Here is a 21,445-nt window from a genome sequence, read left to right on the forward strand (position 1 = left end):
CGGTGTCCCTGGTGGTGTTGGCGTTGGCGGTGTCCCTGGTGGTGTTGGCGTTGGCGGTGTCCCTGGTGGTGTTGGCGTTGGCGGTGTTGGTGGTGGCGGTGTCCCTGGTGGTGTTGGTGGTGTCTCCGGTACTAATACTCCTGCTTCTGGTGCTCCTGCTCCTGGTGCAAATTCATGTTCTGATGGGAGTTTTAAGACCCTTAACTCTGTGATCTGTTCTGATGGGGGGGCTCATACACTAAAGAGAAGTACTATTGGTGTGTTGAAATTTGGCGATAATGCTATGCATGCAACAGGACAGGTTACTCAGAAAGACGTGTATACCGCAGGTGATAAAGAAGTCTTGTATTTAGTTCGAGGGACAACTGTTGAGTTAGAGAAAGTGTCTATTAGGGGGAAGGCTTTTCCAGAAGGTAATGTTATTTTGAGTTCTAATGAAAATGATGATTCTAAAAATTTCAATGGTTATCTTAATGCAAAAATGGGGGCGGGGGTATTAGCAACGCTTAATTCAAAAGTTAAGCTAGAAAATTCAAGTATTAAGGAATTTATAGTCGGGGTTGATGCACAAAACGAAGGAAGGATTCATATGAAAGGTGGGGGGATCTATTATAGTCAGATAGGAGCTTCTACTGATTTTGCGTCATTTGTTTTTCTAGATGGAGTGAATTTTTATGCAGTTGGGGTTGGGTTGAACAGTTCTGGTAGATCTGGAATTATGATGCAATCTGGGTCGATTAATCTTGATAAAGGGGCGGTGGGAGTTGTAGCAGGGTATAAAGGGGTTGTAAAATTAGATGAGGTTAAGATTAATATTAAAAAGGGGATAAGCGGGCGAAATAGTGTTGCTTCTGTTGATTCTACAGAATCTCCAAATCTTATTTTCTTGTCAGATGGGGGTTCTATTTCTTTTAATAAAGGAAAAGTTGAGAGTTCTGATGCAGTTGTTTTATGGGTTACTCGTGGTATTGACGAGTTTTTAGTCGGTCCAATGAATGATCGTGCTTTCGGAGCTGGTGTTTTGGCGAGTCGTTTTGTTATTGATGCTAATCATAATCATAATGATAATGATGATTCTATTTATACAAAAGATGATATGCTTGAAATGAATGCACTCTATGATGTTTATCACGTTATGGATGATGCTTCTGAAGATGTTCTCTCTACTCTAAAATGGACTGTAGGTAATAGCAATGCTTTGCAATATATGCAAAGTATTACGGGTGATAGGGAGAATAAAAATTATTTTAAGATTAAAGCTGATATTAAAGAATCAACTATTCAAATAACCGGGAAAGATTCTTATGGCATATATTTTAATACGGTATCTTCAGAAGATGAAAAAGAATCAGGTGAAGAAGTAACCGTAAGAAGTTACGACGATAATGAGAGCATGCCGATGGTTCTTTTAAAAAAAGCTACTCTTAGAATTCCAGACGGTGTAGCTATTTATGGTGGTGATTTAAATGGTGCTGTTATTTTAGGAGAGGGTAGTGTTCTTTCGGGTGATCTATTTTTAAAAGCTGAAGCTCATTCTAAACTGTTAGTGCATGCTCATAAATCTTCAATTATAGGTGAAGCTCGTGTTGATGAGAATGCAAATGCTGCACTTTATTTGTCTCATTCAGGATTGTATTTAACAAAAAGTATTCATCATAAACAATCGGAGAGAAATACAAATCATATAGATTCAAAGCTTTCGTTTGTAGATCTTTCAGATAGTAATATTGTATTTTTGCCTCCAAGAAGTGAAGATGAAGGTTATCAAACACTGCAAATTGGAAATAGACGAGATGAAAACACTCTAGGTAGTGGGTTACGTGCTCAGGGAGATGCTAGGCTTTATGTTAATGTGAATTTTGTTTCTGATAATTTAGATAATGTTAAGCTTGTGTCTGATAAGCTTTTGATTCATGGTGATGTTTCTGGAACAACGAAGGTGTATGTAAATGATACTTCTGTCATCACCACTTTAAATAGCCAATTAGAAAATGGAGCGAAAGTTCAGCGTCAAGGTGTACAAAATCAAGATCGACGGGAGGAAAATAGAAAAAAACCTGCCTCTCTTCAAATTATTCAAGTTTATGGAGAAGCAGAAGAAGATTCTTTTAAACTTGCTAATGAATATGTTACATTGCAGGGATCACCTTATCAATATGTTCTTAGGGCTTCTGGTCCAATGCAATATAGTGCTTCTGGTCCAATAAGATATTCCAGTAGACCAAGAAAACCTGAAAATAGACCTGAGGTAGTGTGGACTTTCAGCTTAGAAAGTAAATTAGAAAATGGTGAGAGGCGGCAAAGTATAGCTCATGGACCTCGTAATCGTATTAGTCCTAAGACACCTTTTGTGCGACCTGTTGTTTTTGATGTTTCGTCATCTGAAGATGCAGGCACTGTGTCTGGGGTAAATAGTTCTTCAGGATTAGATTCTTCATTAGTACCTGATCAAGTTACTGCTTCTGTTTTTCCAGGGAATCCTGAAACACTTGGGAGATCTGATGTAGAAGAGGCTGATGTATCTGTTGGAAATCCTGTTACAACTTTTGAATCAGAAGGACATACTCCATCTGCTTCACTAAGAGTTTTGACAACTGAGGAGACTGTTGATGGAAGTGAAGATACTTCTCTTATTGCTTCTCCTAATGGAACAGATAGTCAGAATGAAGTAGAAAATGCTACAGTGATCCACAGTGATACTGATACAGTTGATGTGAATAGTGATATTACAGAGGTTGGATTAATTCCGTCTCAGGCTGTTATATCTTCTGCTCCTCAATCTTTTACGCCGGAGAGTTCTGGACTTGGAAGGTCTGACACAGGCGATTCTGATGTGGAGTTAGGTCTTTTGGCTGGAATTTCGTCAGTCGCTGGAACTGAAGAAGGTACTTCATCTTCTACGTTAGATGTTCTTCCTGCTGAGCCTTCTGCTCCTCAGTCTTCTTTGTTAGGAAGTTCAGAGACTATAGAACCTACTACTTCTGGAAAAACTGGAAAGCCTAAGGCTTCTTCTTCCTTAGTTAATTCTACTGCGTCTAAGCAAGAGAAGCCTGCATCTAAGGAGATGGGAGATAAACCTGTAGGGCGTGTTCTACTTTCTACTGGCGGAGCCAATACACTTAGATCTGAATCGCAAAACCCTGGGGTTGTATATACTGTTACATCAACCAATGGTATAAAGCAGGAAGGTGGTTCTTCTCAATGTAGTGGAGATATGGGGAAAAATGGTGCGGAGAGATTGCAAGTTGCTTATTCTTGTGCCGATGGAAAATTACACACGATAACAGGACAAACACTGAAGGCGCGTGGTGATACTCAGCATTCTATGCATGCAAAGAGTAATACAGTTGTTAAGTTAGAAACTGCCACTATTGTTGGAGCAGAATCTGATAAAGGAAGTAATTTTGGTGTTACGCCATCAAAGTTTGTGAGTGCTGTGCTTGCAGAAGAAAAAGCAGAGATTGTTTTGGATAAAAACTCAACAATTCAATCTTCTGTAATTGGGCTTGAAGCTAAAAGTGGCGGAAAAGTTAAGATGATTGGTGGAACAGTAGATGCGCTTTATGTGGGTGCTTTGGCAGGTTCTGGATCGTCTGTTAACTTAAAGGATACAAAAATTAACGTGACGGGGAATTTTGCTGCAGCTGGTCTGGTGAGTCAGGCTGGTGAGGTAACCATGGACACTGGAAAGATTGCTATTGAAAGAGGAGTGGCAGTAAGGTCGGAATCTGGAGGCAGCGTTAAGTTAGACAAAGTTAGCATTACTGCGAAAAAAGCGCAGAATAAGTTAGATTCAGCAGAGAATTTAGAGCGTGCAGCTTTTCTGGTGAGTGATAATGCTTCTGTTGATTTTAAGAACGGAAATGTTGTTACTGATGCCCATGCTGTGTGGGTTATGAAAAGTGGTGATGCTGTTGAGACGGGTTCTTCTAGGAGAAGGAGATCCTCTGACGTTCGTCCTACTATGAATCACGTAAATATCGAATCTTCTACTGTTAAAGTGGAAGGTGACGGAGTCTACGGTATATATTTTGATGGGGGAACACAGAAGGAAGCGAGTCAACAAAATCGAAGTCAGGATTTAACAACTGAGAAAACAAATGTTGTTAAGCGGAGTACTGTGTCCAAACAGGAAAAAACGCCTATAGGCATAACAGGGACAGTTTCGTTGAAAAAAACTGATTTTGAAGTTGCAAATGGTATAGCTATCTATGGTAATAATTCTGGTGGTCGTGTTTTATTAGAAAATAAAACAACTCTTGCTGGTGACTTGTTATTAAAAGCCGAGAATGATTCGAACATATTGGTTTCAGTTGATAATTCTATTGTTACAGGCGGTGTTCGCGTTGATAAAAATTCTTATGCAAAATTAGACTTGGCTAATAATTCACAGTGGACTCTAAAAAGAAGTGCACAGAGGAATTTGGGGACTCTAGATTCAGGATGTGTGGATTCATGCATTGCTTCTGTAAGTCTTGTAAATAGTGCTATTGATTTTGCACCTTCGGAATCTGAAGGAAAATATCAGACTCTCCATATTGGAAATGGGAAAGGAACTGTTTATGCGGCACAGGGTAATGCTGTAATTCATCTCAATGCACGTTTAAATCCTCGTGATCCGAGTGATCAGCAAGTCACTGATCGGCTTGTCATTCATGGTGATGTTTCTGGAAAAACAAAAGTACATGTACGAGGTGATGCGGGCAATGTAGGAGATGGTAAAGCGAATGCCAAGATTGCTCATAGTGTTTCAATTATTCAGGTCTATGGTCAAGCGAAGAAAGACTCTTTCCAACTCGATGGCAATTATGTTGCACTGAGAAACTCACCTTACAAATACACCCTTCGTGCTTATGCTCCAGAAGCGACTTCGAAACAGGAGCATGTTCAGCAGAAATTTATTAAGGATGGTGGAGAATTTTGGAATTTCCGTTTAGAAAATCAATATGTTAAGTCTGTTGGATCTGCTGCCCTTCCTGAGCAATTTGTAAGGTCTGTTGTTCCACAGGTTCCAACTTATCTCAGCTTGCCTAATAGTGTATTCCACGCTGGTTTGATGGATATTAGCAATCAAAATAAGCAATTGGAGACGTTACGGATGACTTCTACAGGAATGGTAGAGGTTCGTGAAAATCCCGCTTTATACTTGCGCGGCTATGGTGGAAGTTATCATTATGCTTCAGATCTGTCCGCACTTGAATATGGTTATGACGGCGATCTTAGTTATAATGGTGTAGAGGCAGGTGTTCTTCTGCAAACTATTGAAAATACCGACAGTGCTATATCCTTTGGCATTATGGGAACTTATGGAAAACTTTCTTTGCAGCCTGTGAATGTTGAGTACAGTCAGAAGAGTGCATTTGATAAATGGACTGCTACGGTATATGGTAGCATGCAGCATAATGTTGGCTTCTATGTCGACGGTCTTTTATCCTATGGTCTGTTCAAAGGTGATGTTCTCACCCTTGCACGGGGTAAAACAGCAACATTAAAAGGTAATCCTTTGAGTGTTTCTTTAGCTGGTGGTCAGACAATTATGACAGGATATAAGGGCTTTGTCTTTGATCCGCAGGTTCAGGTTGTGTATCAACATCTCCAGTTTAATAAAGCCCGTGATATCGACAATTTTGATATTGAAATGGGTAACCTTAATCAGTGGGTAGCACGTGTTGGTGGACGTTTAACCAAGATTCCTACAGGTTCTGAAGGCGTGAATGCTGTTGCTTTCTATGGTAAGCTTTATCTTGCTCATGGTTTTGAAGGAAAACAGTCTGTGCATTTCAATGATGCTTTCAAGTTAGGAGCTTTTGGTTCTTCTCTAGAGGCTGGATTAGGTTTTAATGCCAAATTGGTGCCACAGTTCTCTCTGCATGCTGATATTCTCTATCAACATAAGCTTAATAAGGCTGGTTTTTCGGGAACGAGTTTTTCCGGAGGAGTACGTTATCAGTTTTAATATAAGGTACACTATGTACCTTTTTAGAAAAGGCAGCACATTGTGCTGCCTTTTTTCTTTATAACAACTTGTGTTGTTCTTAAAAAATCTCGTCTTCTTTATTAAGCAAAAAAGACATAGTTTGTTTTATGCATGAGAGCACTTTTCTTCGCTAAAGCGAATTTTCTTAAAATTTATGCTGCTACTGATGCGATAGAGTGCTTCGCTTTTATCGGCTTTTTAAGCGTTCAGCAGACCGGTATGCGTTACGTTATCCTTTTTGGTACTGTATTGATATTATCTAATATAATATTTGATGTTTTCTAAAGCTCGTTTTTGAGAGTTTGTTTTCTACTGATTTAAGTCATTGTTTCATTCATCTCCTTGTGGATTAATTTTTAAAGTTCACAAGGTTTGATTGTGTTTTTAATTAATTACACGCACTGGTTTTATTTTTTCTTTACACGAAATACAGAATGCATTATACACTCATAAAGTGTGTTTTGTAACTATTCTCTTATAGGTGGTTTTGGCGTAGAGCTTTTGCCAAATTTATTGGGATAATTCATTGCACAGTTCAGATGAGCATGAGGCATGTTCTTTTGTTACACTTTTCGTATTTTTGAGGTGTGCAATGGGGTGTTTTGTAAGTGCTTTTGTTTTTAATGAGAGGGGAAGGAAAGTTTCGAGGGAACTATGATTAAAGTTTTTAGAAATCATGTATGTTTATGTGCTTGTACAACAGCTATCCTCTCTTTGCTTCAAAATGGAAGAGAAGTGTATGCGGCTGCAGAGGGGAAGGATAGTAAACCTTATGTTATAAAGGTTATCCCAGTTGTCTCTGCTAATTCTTCTCCTCGTCTTAGCGGGAGTAATAAGCATAAGCTTCCTCTTAGTGGAGAGAGTGGGCAGAATTATTATCCTTCTAATATGATTAATGTTGGCAATAACGATGAGGGTATTCGTGGGGGGAGCGATTATCGTCAGCTTAGTGGAGTGGAGGGATGGAATGGACATAAGGATAATGTAGATAACTCTGTTAAAGATGCAGACTCTGATGGAAGAGGAGTGAATCCTGGGTTTTATTACCATAGTGGGTTGTATTATGTATGTGATAATTGCGGGACAGATCCTAAAATTGATAATAAATCTTATAAAATTACGAAAGAGAACGTTTCCAACTATCCTGTTGATCCTACTGCTATAACGGTGAAACGGATAGGGACCAGAGTTTATGGAGAGAATGTAACTGTTAGCAGTGAAGTTTCTGATAAATCTTTTTTGCGTGGTGTGGCTGTATCAGATGACGGAAAGATTGTTTTGAAAAAACCGACGCTTCAAAATACAAAGTTAGCTCTTTTCGCTCATAATGGGATAATTGAGATAAAGCAGGGGATTATAGAGGACAGTGATAGGGCTGTTGAAGCCGTGGGGAATTCATTGGTTATTTTAAAGGATACAAAAGTTAATACGCGTGATGGGAAGGTAAGTCTTTCCAGTTATAGCGGTGCAGATATCTGGGTGGAAGGTGGGGAGGTTAACTATACCAACAGTCATGGGATTTCTGCGATGTTGGGAGGCACGGTGATTCTCGATGGTGTTACTCTTACTGGAAAGGGACACAAAGACAAAAATGATGCAGCTTTTTTAATGGATGAAGGGGGACGTGTTGAGTTTACAGGGGGGACTATTAAGGTTGAGGATGCACATGGTATATTATTAGAAAATCCCGTCAAGTCTTTTAGTGTTGTACCAGAACGTTCTGACTCAAAAGATGAAACTGAAGATTTATCGAATAACTTTTATGTGACCGAGGCTAATTTTAAGTCTTCTTCTGTTACAGTAAAGGGTGAGGGATCTTATGGTATCTATTTTCAGGGAGAGAAGCCATGGAGCGAAGATGTGGATAAAAAAGAGGAGATTTCATTAGAGGAAGAAAAAGCTCCACCACGATTGGAAGTTGTTAATTTGGATACAACAGAGTTTTCTGTTTTAGACGATACGGCTCTTTATGGTAAAAACGTTATTTCTGGTGCGGTGAGTTTGATGAAAAGTACTCTTCGTTCAGGGGATTTTTTATTAAGAGCTGAGAAAGGGGCTTCTATAACGGTTTTGGCTGATGGTTCTACCCTTGAAGGTCGTACTCACGTTGATAAAAATTCTAATGCTGAGCTTTATTTAGGAGGTCATTCTACATGGATTTTACCACAACAGGTGCAAAAAGATCAACATGAGCCTGCAAATATCTCTTCTATTTCACTCGTTAGTCTTATGGGTGATAGCTCTATTAATTTTAAAAGACATGAATCTTCTTCTGCTGATGATTATCAAACTCTTCGTATTGGAAAGGGAAAGGGTGAGGTTTATAGAGCACGGGAAGGTGCCTCTATTTCCCTTAATACATACCTGAATAGTGGTGGTGCTCTTAATCATCAAAAGACTGATCGTGTTTTAATTCATGGTGATGTTTCGGGAAAAACAAAGCTCCAAGTGCATGGAGTTGCAGGAAGTCCAGGAGGATACACGGGAAGGGGAGGAAATGATGAAGGTATTTCAATCATTCAGGTTTCTGGACAAGCAGAGCAAGATTCTTTTCAGTTGGAAGGTGGTTATATAGCACTAGATAAATTACCTTATCAGTATAAGCTTTATAGTTATGGTCCAGGATCTGAGTTTGGAAAAGCAAGCATGGATCAGAGATTAGTTGAAGGGAGCGGAGATTTTTGGGATTTCCGCCTTGAAAGTAGGTCTATAGATTCTGATGTTCAACCTAAACCAGATCCTGCTCCTAAGCCAATTCCGGGACCAGAACCTTCTCCAGAACCAGCTCCGGAGCCCCATCCTCGTCCTAAGCCGGGCGTTAAGGCTGTTGTTCCGCAGGTTCCGACTTATCTCCTTTTGCCTAATGCTTTACGTCATATTGGTTTGATGAATGTTAACAATCAAAATAAGCGGTTAGAAGCTTTGCGAATTACTTCTGGGGGCTTATTAGAAAGTCGTGAAAACCCTCTCTTTTTTGTGAGCGGTTATGGCGGCAATCATCGTTATACTTCAAATCTTTCCGCGCTTGAATATGGTTATGGCGGCGAGTTTAATTATAATGCCATAGAGGCAGGCGTTTTGCTGAAAGCAATCGAAAATATGTATGGTTCCACTTCTTTTGGAATTATCGGGGCTTACGAGAGATTTTCTTTGCAACCTTTGAATGTTGAGCAGAGTCAAAAAAGTACATTTGATAAATGGTCAGTTACGGCATATGGTGGTATGCAGCATGATGCAGGTTTTTACGTTGATGGTCTTGTGTCTTACGGCTTGTTTAAAGGTGATGTTCTAACAACTGCACGGGGCAAGACGGCAACATTAAAGGGTTTCCCTTTAAGTGCTTCATTAACTGCTGGTAAAACGTTTATGGTGGGGGAGGACGGTTTTGTTTTTGATCCGCAAGTTCAGGTTGTTTATCAATATCTTCAATTTAATAAGGTGCGTGATGTGGACGGCTTTGATATTGATTTAGGAAAACTTCATCAGTGGGTAGGGCGTGTTGGAGGACGTTTAACAAAGAGGCTGGTTGCTACTGATGAGGCTCAGGTTGTTTCTTTCTATGGCAAGCTTCATCTTGCTCATGGTTTTGAAGGAAAACAATTTGTGCATTTTAAAGATGCTTTTCAGCTAGGTGCTTTTGGTTCTTCATTAGAAACTGGATTAGGTTTTAATGCCCAATTATCTCAAAATTTTGCGCTTTACGGCGATTTGGTTTATCAGCACAAACTAACGAAAGCTGGTTTTTCTGGAACGAGTTTTTCAGGTGGATTGCGTTATCATTTCTAGTATTATTTCTGTTTTTGATTAATCTTTCAAAAAGCTACAAGTTATACTTGTGGCTTTTTCTCATTATCTATTCATTTTGTGTTATAGCATTTTTACGAGAGTATGACTTTGCATATCTTTAATATGCTTTTAGGTTGGACTTATTTCGTTTTTTTGAAAAGTCTGAAGGCTTGTACGTTATCGTTTCAAAACGCGTATTTCAGAGTGATTATTATAATATTTTGATTTATAAAGATATTTTTAATTTAGGGTGCTGAAATATTTTCAATGCTCTTATGATGAATCCATAAAAAGCACTCCTGTTCATATTATATGTAAAATTAGCAAGTGGATAATCGTTTAAGAAAGGAGTCAATATAATTTTGGGAATTATATTAAGAGGAGAGGATTTACAATATTAGAAATTGGCAAAGACAAAGATGCTACTCAGGCACAATGAGGGCTGTATCCGATAAACTTGATATTATATCTGCTGTCGTTATGAAATGGGGATGGAAATATGAGATATATCTGAGAAAATTGGTGAATGAGAAACATAATGACGTATTGTTTTTTGAAAGTGTGTTTTCTTTAAATGCATAAATAAAAAGATGAAGTCATGTGTCATCTTCACTTTTTAAAATATGGCTCTGAATGTTTTTGAATATTGTAAAGTTGAATTAAAAGGAAAAGGTAAAATCGGAACTGATTTTTACACGTTCCTACTTTTTATTAGACTGTCTTACCATGAAGATTGCCTAAAAGGCATATGTGAACTCTTGTTTCTCAATTTTGGCATATGTTTTGTCTGCTTACAGAGTGTACACTGTTTCAATATAATATTATCGTAAGGATGTTGATTATATCCGTTCTGGCGGTGATTAGACGGCAGTTAAAGTAGGTGTTCTTAATGCATGTCAACTGACTAAGGGTGTTTTTGACTAACAACGTTAAAGGTGATTTTTCTGTCGTTCTTCAGTTATATTTTTGCAAATTCTTTGTAAAAGCGACAGATTTAGATTGTATTTTCGAGTAATTTTTTTATTCCATATTTACATAAAACACAAAAAATATTAATAAACTCACGATATTAAAACCTAAACGTATTAAATATTTTTCTTTTGGTTAAGTTTTTTGATACGTTATGTATAGATCTTAGTAAGAAGAGGGGGGTTATGGTGGAATTATGGTCAATCTATTTAAAAATCGCTTCTCCTTATGTACTTTTACAACGGCACTTCTTTTTTTGACACACAATGTTGGTGTTTTTGCACGCAATGCTGAATCTCAGGTTATCTCTGGAAGAAAGCAGTCTTCATGTGATCAGAATGCAGCATTTTATCAGTGTTCTGATGGTGGAGCGCACGAAATTAATAATAAAGTTTATTCGTTAATGGATAAAAATGTTAATGGTGTTCATGGAGCCATGGAGGCGTCTAAGGAAGGTACAATTATTCGTGGCAAGAATATAACTGTTAAGGGTATTTTGGATGAAAAGAATAACTCGGAAAACAATTTTTGGAAATATGGAGTAAAGGTATCAGAAAAGGCGACCGTCGTTCTGAGCGATTCCACGTTGAGTGGGGTTTTAGTGGGGGTGGAAGCTCAAGGTGGATTCATCGTAATGTCTGGTGGATCAATTGATGCAATCAAAGTGGGGGCTTTTGCTGGAGGAAAATCTCAAAGTGGTGTTGATTTAACGAATACGCAAATTAGCCTAGGGAGAGTTGGGGTTAAAGCAGAAGAAAAAGGATATCTTATTTTAGAGGGTGTCTCTATTACCGGCAAGGGGAGTACCGGCAAGGATGATCAAGGGCTGGATGCAGGTCGTCAGGCAGCTTTTCATATATCTGAAGATGGTTATGTTCAGTTTATGAAAGGTTCTGTTGATGTTACTGATGCTCATGGGCTTTTATTGCAGGGAGATAAAGCTCCTCAGATTAATATTGGAGATTCCAATATTACAGTGAAAGGTAATGCATTTTATGGTATACACTTTGAAGGTGTGGCAGCATCAGAAGGTTCGTCAGAGGGAAAATCATTGCGCGTTGATTTGAAAAAGACGCGTTTTGTCGTTCCAGATAGTATAGCTGTTTATAGCAGTAAATCTGGAAAATCTAAAATATTTTTAAAGGAAACAAAGCTTTTTGGGGATTTGTTGCTGAAGGCTGATCGTAACTCTTCTATAGAGGTTGTTGCTGATGCTTCTGCACTTGTCGGTCAAACTCAGGTTGATAACAGTTCTAAAGTCGACCTTATCTTGGGAAATAATTCACAGTGGGCTTTATTGCAACCAAGACAGAAAAAATTACAAGATCCTAATTATAGAGGTGTTTCGTTTATTTCATCGGTACACCTTTCTAATAGTTCCATTACTTTTGAAAAACCAAAGTCCAGTACTAATCATGCATATCAAACGCTTTATATTGGAAAAGGAACAGGTATTGTTTATCAGGCTTTTGGTGATGCTTGGATTCATTTGAATGCACGTTTAGATCCTAGTGATACAAGTGATCATCAAGTAACGGATCGGCTTCTCATTCATGGTGACGTTAAGGGAAGAACTATAGTCCATATACAAGGGGTTGCGGGAGGTTTAGAAGAAAAAAATAAAAAAGCGCATAGTGTTTCAATTATTCAAGTTTATGGAGATGCATCGTATGACTCTTTTCAACTGAATGGGCAGTATGTTGCATTAAATGGCGCGCCTTATAAATATGTTCTTCGTTCTTATGGACCCAAAGCTACTGGAGGGGAGGAGCATGTTAAACAGAGATTTGCTTTGAATGGAGAAGCATTTTGGAATTTTCGTTTAGAAAATGAATATGTTCAGACACCTGCTGTTTCTAAAAGCACTCCTATGGTTTCTAAACGTACACCTCCTGCACGTGCTTCTTTTGAGGATATTGTTCCAGCATCTTCTGAGGAGGTTGTTCCAGCATCTTCTGAGGAGGTTGTTCCAGCGCCTTCTGAGGAGGTTGTTCCAGTGTCTTTTGCAGATAGTCTTTCTAAAATTGAAAATGTTTCTCCGTCTCGACGAGGTGTAAGATCTGTTGTTCCTCAGGTACCAACTTATCTGCTTTTGCCGAATAGTTTGTTCCACGCTGGTTTGATAGATATTAGCAATCAAAACAAGCAGCTGGAGACAGTACGGACTAATCCTAGTGGAATGTTGGAAATTCGTGAAAATCCTGCTTCATTTTTGCGTGGCTATGGTGGAAGTTATCGTTATGTTTCAGATTTATCTGCGCTTGAATATGGTTATGGGGGGGATCTAGGGTACTATGCGCTAGAGACAGGTGTTTTGCTACAAAAAATTGAAAATGTTGACAGTGCTATATCCTTTGGGGTTATGGGGGCTTATGGAAAGCTTTCTCTACAACCTCGAGATGTTGCACAAAGCCAAAAAAGTACATTTGATAAATGGACTGCTACAGTTTATGGCAGTATGCAGCATGATGTAGGATTCTATGTTGATGGTTTGTTATCTTATGGTCTGTTTAAGGGAGATGTTCTGACAACTGCGCGGGGTAAAACGGCAACATTGAAGGGTAACCATTTAAGTGTTTCCTTGATGAGTGGTCAGAAAATTGCCACAGGATATGAAGGTGTTGTTTTGGATCCACAGGTTCAGGTTGTTTATCAGCATCTTCAATTTAATGCGGCTCGTGATATTGATAATTTTAATATTGAGATGGATAAATTTGATCAATTGATGGTGCGTATGGGTGGTCGCTTGATAAAGACTCTTACTGCGTCTGAAAAAGATCGTGATGTTTCTTTTTATGGAAAGATTCATTTTGCCCATGATTTTGGAAAAGAAAGGTCTGTGCGCTTTAAAGATTCTTTCCAGTTAGGGGCTTTTGGTTCTTCTCTAGAGGCTGGATTAGGTCTTAATGCTCGCTTGTCTCAAAAATTTGCGCTTCATGGTGATTTGGTTTATCAGCATAAGTTGAGTAAAGGTGGTTTTTCTGGAATCAGTTTTTCTGGTGGATTGCGCTATCGTTTTTAGGATGATCATCTTGAGGTAAGTTGTTTAAAAAACCACAAGCCATGCTTGTGGTTTTTTATTATTTGTTTGCAACTTTTTAAATAAGTTTTTTAAAAAAATGTTTTTTTTGCATGAGCAAGTTTTTTTCTTTTTAGAAACGAGATAAGGCTTTCTGGTTTGCAGTTTTTGCTTCTTATGCTGTTTTTCTTCTTTGAGTTTATTTTTATTAAATTCTCTTGAAATCACTGCTTTGGGGTGGAATTTTTATTTCTATCTATATTTTTACGCGTTTTTATAAATAATACAATTTTAAATTGTGATATTTTGGGATTCTTGCTTTACATAAAATATAGGGTGGATATATAAAATACAAAACGTATTTTAAATTATCACGCGTAACCAAAGTTATTAAACAGAACGCGTGTTTTTTGTTTTTAGAGAAGGGGAAGAAAGTTTGTAGAAAATTATGTTTAAAAATCATCTCTCTTTATGTCATTTTACAACGGTTATTTTTTTCTTTGTATACAATACTGATGCAGGTGAGATTTCTTCTGAGAAGAAGCAATATTCATGTAACGAAAGCGCCTCATTTTATCGCTGTAATGATGGTAAAACGCATGAAATTGCCAAGAAAACTTATCAACTTACGGGTGAAAGTTCTGATGCTGCCATAGAGGCATCAGGGAAAAATACAGTCATTGAGGGAGAGGCTATAATCATTAACGGTGTTTCGAATGCAAATGGCCATTCAGAAACAAACGCTTGGACAACAGCTGTAAAGTCCTCAAATGGGGGAGGCATTGCTCTATTTGATTCCATGTTAAATGATGTGTCGATAGGGGCCGATATTAATGATGAGGGAGCTTTTGAGATGCAGAATGGGGTGATTAAAGCAACCAGAATGGGGATCAGTGTTGGGGGTAAAGGGTCGTTTGTTTCTTTGACCAAGACAGAGATTAAGACATCTTCTGATGCGATAGGTCTTTTGAGTCATAATGGTGCAAAAATTTATATGAAAGGAGGAAAAATTGATTTTGCTGATGATATTGGTGTTCAAACAGGAGGCGATGGAGAAATTAATTTAGAGGGCGTTTCTATTACTGGGAGGGGGAAACAGGGAACAAATACAGATAATCATCGTGAAGGTTCTGCTTTTAGTATGCTTCAGGGGAAAGGCTCTCTTAATTTCCAGAAGGGAAACGTTAATGTCGACAATGTTCATGGCATTGTAGTGCAGGGGAATAACCATAATGCTGCTCATATAAAATATTCCAATGTTTTTGTGAGAGGGAATGGATTTAATGGCATGCACTTTTTTTGGGAAGCTGTCTTAAATGATAAAAAAACAATTATACCTGGAAAAGGGACTGTCCATTTGACAAAGACAACTTTTATGGCTCCAGAAAGTACGGCTATTTATAGCCGCGAATTCGAAAGTTCTGTTAAACTCTTACAAAATTCAAAAATTTCTGGAGATTCACTCCTGAAAGCTGTTGAGCGTTCTAATGTAAAGATTGAGGCTGATGCTTCTACCCTTGTAGGAGGCGCACATGTTGATGAAAGTTCTACAGCTAAGATAGATTTAAAAAATGGTTCAAAGTGGATTTTATCGCGACCAAAATATGACAAATTGCAAAATTCTGATGCTTCTGGTTCTAATTTAGGGGACTATTCCTTCATTTCATCGGTCAATCTTACGGATAGTTCTCTTGTTTTTGAAGAATTAAAATCTAAAACAACAGATGGTTATCAGACACTTCTCATCGGAAAAGGATCTGGGACTGTCTATAAAGCGCATGGTGATGTGAATCTTTATCTTAATGCATATTTGGATCAAGGGGGAGAGCTTGAAAAGCAAAAAACTGACCGGCTTTTAATCAATGGTGATCTTGAAGGAAAAACGACAGTCCATGTGTATAGTGTTCCTGGAAGCTCAGGGGCATTGACGGGAGAGGGCGGTAATAATCAGGGGATTTCCATTATTCAGGTTTATGGAAAAGCCATGGAAGATTCTTTTCAGTTAAATGGGGGGTATGTCACACTTGAAGCCTCTCCCTATCTGTATCATCTTAAGAGTTATGGTCCAAGCTCTTCTTTAGGGGCGGCAGATTCCAATCAAAGAGTGCTTAAAAATTCTGGAACATTTTGGGATTTCCGCCTTGAAAGTAAATTTGTTGATTCCACTAAAGTTTTTCCTGTTCTTGATTTGGTTGTCCCCCCTTCTTCTGATGATATTCCTTCTTTTCCTAAAATTCATCCTAATATTACTGGAGGTGAGGATGGTTCTATTGATTCTAACTCTCAGCAAAAACCTCAGGAGCCAAGTCTTTCTTCTCCTGTAGATTCTCCTGGTAGGGATTCCCATCTTGCGACCACACCTAATGTATCTGATGTTTTTGTGCTTGAGATCCCCAATCCTCTTTCCTCTCTTGCACCTGTTGTTCCCGCTATTGCTGAATCTAATCCAGTTGCTCCACCTGCATCTGGTTCACTTGTTCCGCCATCTGTTTCACCCACCCCTTCTGTTGTTGCCCCAGTTGCATCTGGTTCACCTGTTCCGCCGCATGTTTCACCCACTCCTTCTGTTGTTGCCCCAGTTGCGTCTGGTTCACCTGTTTCGCCGTCTGTTTCACCCACTCCTTCTGTTGTTTCCTCAGTTGCATCTATTTCACCTGTTCCGTCATCTGTTTCACCCACTCCTTCTGTTGTTTCCCCAGTTGCATCTGGTTCACCTGTTCTGTCATCTGTTTCACCCACTCCTTTTGTTGTTACTCCACCTGCGTCTGGTTCTTCTGTTTCGGCATCTGTTTTTGAGCTTTCTTCTCATTTTGAGCCAAATGTGAGAGTCGTTGTTCCACAGGTTTTGACTTATATTCTTGTGCCAAATACCTTATTTTATGCTGGATTGATGGATATCAGTAATCAAAGCAAGCAGTTGCAAGCGCTGCGAACTGTTTCTGGTCGGTTGTTGAAAAATGATGAAAATCCCGCTTTGTTTTTGCGCGGTTACGGTGGACATCATCATTATACTTCAAATTTGTCTGCATTTAAATATGGTGATTATGGCGGTGAGCTTGATTATAATGCACTAGAGGCAGGTATTTTACTCAAGAAAATCGAAAGTGCATACAGTACGACATCTTTTGGGATTATGGGAAATTATGGCAAACTTTCGTTGCAGCCTCGAAAGGTTAAACAAAGTCAAGAAAGTATATTTGATAAATGGACAATCACAGCATATGGAAGCATGCAGCATGATACGGGTCTCTATATGGATGGTCTCTTCTCTTATGGTTTGTTTAATGGAAATGTTCTCACACTTGAGCGAGGTAAAACGGCTGCATTGAGAGGGAAGCCCCTAAGTGTTTCTTTAACTGCTGGTAAAACGTTTATGATAGGCAGCCGATATTTTATTTTTGAACCACAGGTTCAGTTTGTTTATCAAAATCTCCAGTTTCAGAAGACTCGTGATATTAATAATTTTAATATTGATATGCGAAGCCCAGATCATTGGGGGATGCGTATTGGTGGGTATTTAACGAAGACACTTACATTTACTAAAGATAAAGATGCACATGTTCTTTCATTCTATGGTAAGCTTCATTTCATTCGTAGTTTTGATGATAAACAATTTGTATATTTTAAAAATGCCTTCCAGCTTGGTTCCTTTGGGACTTCTTTAGAAGCTGGATTTGGTGTTTTTTCGCAATTATCTCCCAAAATTATTTTTCATAGCGATCTGATTTATCAGCATAAATTTACGAGTGACGGCTTTTCCGGAACGCATTTTTCTGGTGGATTAAGGTATCATTTTTAATTGTATTTTTCTTTAATACATCCTTTGTGAAAGACATAAGCACAAAACATGGTTTTGTTGTGTCATTTTTCTGATTTTTGACTTTACATATAATACAAAACAAATTATATGTAACGGCACATAATAAGAATAATACGTAGATGAACCAGGTGTGTCTTTTCAGTTTTTTATGAAGATAAAATAAAGGAAGTTTAGACTAAATTATGATTAAAGTACTAAAACGCTATGTGTGTGTGTTCTCTTACGACCTCTATTTCTTTCTTCGTGCACAATATAGATGTGAGTGTAGAAGATTATAACCCCTCGTGTAATTCTCTTTTTAAGTCGTATGCGTGTGATACAGTTGATGCTTCTCGTACTTTTGGAAGTCGTAATAAGTTATATATGAGTGGATTGGATAGGAGGGCTACAGGTGTTATTTTTACAATACGAACTCATAACATAGTTATTAAGCCGCAAAAAAGTAAAGGGGAAAAAGGCTTTCAGGAACTGATGGAATTTTAGAATTAAAGAGATCTGAGGAGATTACATCAGCAGTGGTTGTGTCAAAAGATAATAAAGCTTCTTTTAAAAAGAGTTCTATTACAGGAAATGGCGAAAAGAAAAGTGGTAGAAATGCTACGTTATCTCAATCTGTGTTTGGTGTGAAGCAGGGTAGTTCTTTCCTTTGATGAAGGTAAGATTCAGGTTTCTAATGTTCATGGTATAGAGGCAAGTGTCTTGCTCAATGCGATTGAGGATACACATCACACTTTGAGCTTTAGAATAAGGGAGAATATGGAAAAAAATTCTCTACAACCTCAAGATGTTAAAGAAAGCAAAAAAGTACATTTGATAAATAGTCTATTACAGTATATGGCAGCATGCAGCATGATACAGGCTTTTATATAGATGTCCTTTTTTCCTATGGTTTATTTAAAGGGGATGTTCTGACGCAAGCGAGAGGCAAGACAGCAACATTGAAGGAAACGCCTTTGGAGTGCTTCATTGATTGCTGGCAAGTCATTTATGACAGGGCATAAAGGGGTTATTTTTGATCCGCAGGTTTAGGTTATTTATCAAAATGTGCGGTTTGATAAGGCGTCTGATATTGATGGTTTTGATATTGAGATGGGAAAACTTGATTTGTGGGTGATGCGTGTTGGTGGTCTTTAAGAAAGATGCTTGCTGCTTTTGAAGAGGCTCTTGTTGTTTCTTTCAATTGCGAGCTTTAGCTTGCCATTAGTTTTAGAGGAAAACAACGTGTGCGGTTTGGAGATGAATTCCAATAAGGGCTTTTGGCTCTTCTCTAGAAACTGGAATGAGATTGAAGGCTCAGTTGTCTTCAAACTTTGCTTTGCATGGAGATGTAACTTATCAGCATTGCCTTAGAAAAGGTGGTTTTTCAGGGATTATTTTTTCAGGCGGTTTATACTATCGTTTTTAGGTGCCTATGAAATATAGAGTAATTTTTACATAAGTTATAGAGTGTTTTATGAAGTATAAAGTGATTATTTAAGTTTTATAATTGCTATTGTTAGTGTGTTTAACTTAATGTTATGGGGAATATTTTTTTATTTTTAACTAACAGGGGGAGAAGGAAAAATTGGGAATAGAATTATGGTTAATGTATTAAGGGGTTATAGATTTTTATTTATTACAACGGCTATTGTTTCTTTTTTGCCAATCGTGAGTGTGAATGCAGATTTTAATAATTTTGAAACTCTCTGTGATCCAAACGCTCAGTTTTATAAATGCAATGATGGTAAAAAACATACAATTGAAAATAAAACTTATCATTTAAAAAATTTTTCGAGAGTTCCTTCTGATTCTGCTCCTATTGCTGCTTTATATATAGAAGAACAAGGTACAGTTGTTGATGCATCTCAGATAACTGTTACGGGCGATAATTCGCGTCAAGGAACTGTATATGGTGCATATCTAAAACGTAATGCGCGTCTTAATTTAAAAAATGCAAATTTTAAGGATGTACTTGCGCTTCATGCGCAAAATTCAGTTATTAGCATGACAGATGGGGCGATTACAGGGACTTCTCGCGTTATGTATGCATTTGGAATAGGAACGGATATTGCTTTAGTGCGTGTAAATATTGAGCTTAAACCAAATGAATTCAATAGTACACAAGAATTAAATAGTACCCAAGAAATGGGGCTGGTTAGTAGTTTTAGTTCAAAGATTAGGATGTCAGGCAGTACCGTAACTTTTAATGAGATTGGTGGGTTTTCAGCACAGTTTGGGGGACAATATACTTTTGATAATACTGTCATTAAGGGAAGAGGGAAACAAGAGACTGTTATAGTAGATGAGAAAAATGTTGATAAATTACTGGGAGCTTTTGAGGTATCTCAAGGTAGTGATGTTCAATTGAGTGGTGGTTCTGTAGAACTTACAGGCATGCATGGCTTTTTGATTAAAAATCTTACAGGTTATACAGATGATAATGGTAAATTAATTAATAAATTTAATCATTTGTATGAGTTTCAAAAGACAAATATTAAGGTTAAAAAGACAAAAATTTCTGTTCAGGGGAAAGGAGCATATGGTCTGTATTTTTATGGGTTAAGTCCAGATGTATGGGTTGATTTGGTAAGGTATAATATGTCGTCTTCAGCGCTTTCGAGCGCGCGAGGAATTACTATAGGAACAGCATCTGTTCATTTGTCAGAGACAAATTTTGCGGTTCCGGATGGTATTGCCATTTATAGTGCCGGATATAGTGCTGGAGATCGTGTTTATGGAGCTCGAGCTAAGGTTAGGTTAGAAAAGACAAAAATCTCCAGCGATTTGTTTTTAAAAGCTGAAAATAATTCTTATCTTCTCGTTGAAGCAAATTCCTCTACACTTACAGGAGGTTCTCGTACCAAGGATGCCTCTGATATTTATTTACATTTAAAGAATGGTTCTCAATGGTATCTTACCAAAAGCAAATATCAAAATCCGCAGGAACCAGATGCTACGGTTTCATCGCTTTCAGGTGTGGATCTTGAGGATAGTACAATTGTTTTTGATCACTATCAATCTACTGGTTATCAAACGCTGTACATTGGAAAAAAAAGTGGTGTAAACAAGTTAGATGAGGAGGAGTACATATATGGTGCAGATGGTAATGTTCAGATTAAGATGAGCACGTTTCTCAATAATGATGGTTCATTTGATTCTGAACAAACGGATCGTATTTTGATCTATGGGAATGTCTTGGGAACCACGCTTATTGGGATAGAAGAACTTTTAAAAACTTCAGATAAAGAAGCAGGCAATAAAAGGAGTCAAAGTATTTCACTTATTCAAGTTGCTGGGACGGCAGAGGAAAGTTCTTTTAAGTTAAACAATAGTTATACTACGGTTAATGGATTTCCTTATCAGTATAAACTTCGTGGCTATGGTCCAAGCTCTTCTTCTGGAAATGCAGACCCAAAGAATAGATTGGTTGCTGGAGAAGGGGATTTTTGGGATTTTCGTCTCGAAAGTGTTTACATTGGTCCTGAATTAGATTCTTCTGAAACTGCTTCTAAGCCAACGTCTACAGTTTTACCTCCTCAATCTGAAGAAGAGACGGTTCCTTCTAAACGACCAACAGAGACTATTTCACCTGAACAACCCCCTTCTGTTGAGCCTCCACTTATACCATCTACACCTTCTTTGCCTGAAGGTTCTAAACCGTCTGAAACATTAATCCCTACGGATTCGACGCTTACTCCTTCTGCATCAGCTCCGCCTGAGCTTCCTTCTGTACCAACAGTTCCAGAGGCTCCTTCTGCTGTGCAACCTATGCCTGTACCGTTTGTTCCAGTTGAAGATTCTACTAATGATGTTCTGCCATCTGAGCCCTCTGCTCCGGAGGACACTTCATCTCTGGATACTGTTTCTCCTCCTTCTGTCCCTGTCGAACCAAAGC

The 21,445-nt window shown here is 38.2% G+C and carries 5 protein-coding genes and 1 pseudogene; all 6 read left to right on the forward strand.

What is annotated here, in order from left to right; all coding sequences use genetic code 11:
• Positions 1-1,399 precede the first annotated feature (1,399 nt).
• Positions 1,400-5,956, forward strand: a complete 4,557-nt coding sequence (locus tag ACFIL2_RS02125) for an autotransporter outer membrane beta-barrel domain-containing protein (protein WP_404977343.1) — start codon at positions 1,400-1,402, stop codon at positions 5,954-5,956.
• 675 nt (positions 5,957-6,631) lie between these two features.
• On the forward strand, positions 6,632-9,763 hold the full coding sequence (locus ACFIL2_RS02130) for an autotransporter outer membrane beta-barrel domain-containing protein (RefSeq protein ID WP_375680158.1): 3,132 nt from the start codon (positions 6,632-6,634) through the stop codon (positions 9,761-9,763).
• A 1,165-nt stretch (positions 9,764-10,928) separates the two neighbouring features.
• Positions 10,929-13,754, forward strand: a complete 2,826-nt coding sequence (locus ACFIL2_RS02135) for an autotransporter outer membrane beta-barrel domain-containing protein (RefSeq protein ID WP_375680159.1) — start codon at positions 10,929-10,931, stop codon at positions 13,752-13,754.
• A 445-nt stretch (positions 13,755-14,199) separates the two neighbouring features.
• On the forward strand, positions 14,200-17,550 hold the full coding sequence (locus tag ACFIL2_RS02140) for an autotransporter outer membrane beta-barrel domain-containing protein (protein ID WP_375680160.1): 3,351 nt from the start codon (positions 14,200-14,202) through the stop codon (positions 17,548-17,550).
• Positions 17,551-18,249: 699 nt separating this feature from the next.
• Positions 18,250-18,976, forward strand: a pseudogene (locus tag ACFIL2_RS02145) (autotransporter outer membrane beta-barrel domain-containing protein); the annotation flags it as partial.
• Positions 18,977-19,149: 173 nt separating this feature from the next.
• On the forward strand, positions 19,150-21,445 hold a 2,296-nt coding region (locus ACFIL2_RS02150; RefSeq protein ID WP_375680162.1), incomplete at its 3' end, for an autotransporter outer membrane beta-barrel domain-containing protein.

The sequence above is a fragment of the Bartonella sp. AP30XZML genome (assembly GCF_042195945.1).
In the GTDB taxonomy this organism is placed as follows: Bacteria; Pseudomonadota; Alphaproteobacteria; order Rhizobiales; family Rhizobiaceae; genus Bartonella.